Here is a 1,433-nt window from a genome sequence, read left to right on the forward strand (position 1 = left end):
GGCGTGGTGGCGCCGGGCTTGGGGCGCAGGTTGCGCAGGGACTCGTCGACGACGGCCGCCGTCCAGCCGAACCAGGAGGCCAGGGCCTCGAAGAGGTCCCTGCGGATGAGGCCCGGGGGCACCTGGGCCACCATGGGCTTGAGCCGGTCCAACGCCGCCATCTTCTCCTCGAAGGGAGAGCGCGTTCCGTCGGGCAGCACGGAGTGGAACAAGTGGGTGGTGAGCGGCTGGGCGCTCTCGAGCAGCCGCTCCACTCCTTCCAACCCCTCGCGCCTCGCGAAGGTGTCCGGGTCGTCTCCTTGGGGCAGCAGCGCCACCCGGGCGTCCGCCCCCGCGGCGAGCAGGGGACCGGCGAGCCGCTCGACGGCGGCGAGGCCGGCCTTGTCCCCGTCCAGCAGGAGGAACAGCCGCTTCGCCTCCACGCGCCGCAGCACCTGGAGGTGGCCCGGGGTGAGGTTGGTGGAGCACAGCGCCACCGAGTTCTTCACCCCCACCTGGTACAGGCCGATGCAGTCGAAGTAGCCCTCCACGAGGATGGCGGCCTTGCGCTTGTGGATTTCGTCGCGCGCCTGGTTCATCCCGAAGAGCGTCTCGCTCTTGTTGTAGATGCGGGACTCGCGCGAGTTCAGGTACTTGGGCCCGTCGTCCGAGCCCACCAGGCGGCCGCCGAAGGCGATGGACCGCCCCTCGGGGGAGCGGATGGGGATGACGAGCCGGCCCCGGAAGAAGTCGATGTAGCCGTCCCCGGTGTTGCGGGGCGTCACGAGGCCCGCCTGGTGTCCCCACTCCAGCATGCCCTGCTTCTGGAGGCGGTCCGCCAGCAGCGTCCACTGGTTGGGCGCCCAGCCCAGCCCGAAGGCCATGGCCGTCTCCTCGGAGACGCCGCGGCTGGCCACGTAGGCGCGCGCGGCGCGGCCCTCGTCCTGCTGCCACAGGAGGGCGCGGAAGTGCTCGGCGGCGAAGTCCGTGGCTTCCTTGACGCGCTGGCGCTCGCGGACCCCGGGGTCTTCCTCTCCCTGGACGTCGATGCCCAGCTCCTGGGCGAGGTCCTTCACCGCGTCGACGAAGGTCTTCCCCAGGTAGCGCTGGACGAAGGACACCGCGTCGCCGCTCGCGCGGCAGCCATGGCAGAAATAGAAGCGCTTCTCCGGCACCACGTAGAAGGAGGGCGTCTTCTCCTGGTGGAAGGGGCAGCGGCCCTTCCACTCACGCCCGGCCTTCTTCAGCTCCACGTGACGTCCGATGAGGCCGACGAGGTCCACGCGTTCGAGGACCTCTTGAATCTTGTGCTCTGGAATCACGGCTCCCACCCCCTTGCCCACGCACTTGTGGGCCCACGCCTGACATCATCGCATCCCAGGCTGACGTCCCCTCCAGGGCAGGCGACCCGCCAGATCCTCAACACGGGTGTGGAGGGGCGGAAGCGGGAAGCT

The 1,433-nt window shown here is 69.9% G+C and carries 1 protein-coding gene; it reads right to left on the bottom strand.

The features are described from left to right. Positions 1–1,301 (bottom strand): DNA primase (gene dnaG / locus HG543_RS53630; RefSeq protein WP_343073673.1); only part of this gene is annotated, 1,301 nt, incomplete at its 3' end. Between the last annotated feature and the right edge of the window lie 132 nt (positions 1,302–1,433).

This window comes from Pyxidicoccus fallax, assembly GCF_012933655.1.
Lineage (GTDB): Bacteria > Myxococcota > Myxococcia > Myxococcales > Myxococcaceae > Myxococcus > Myxococcus fallax.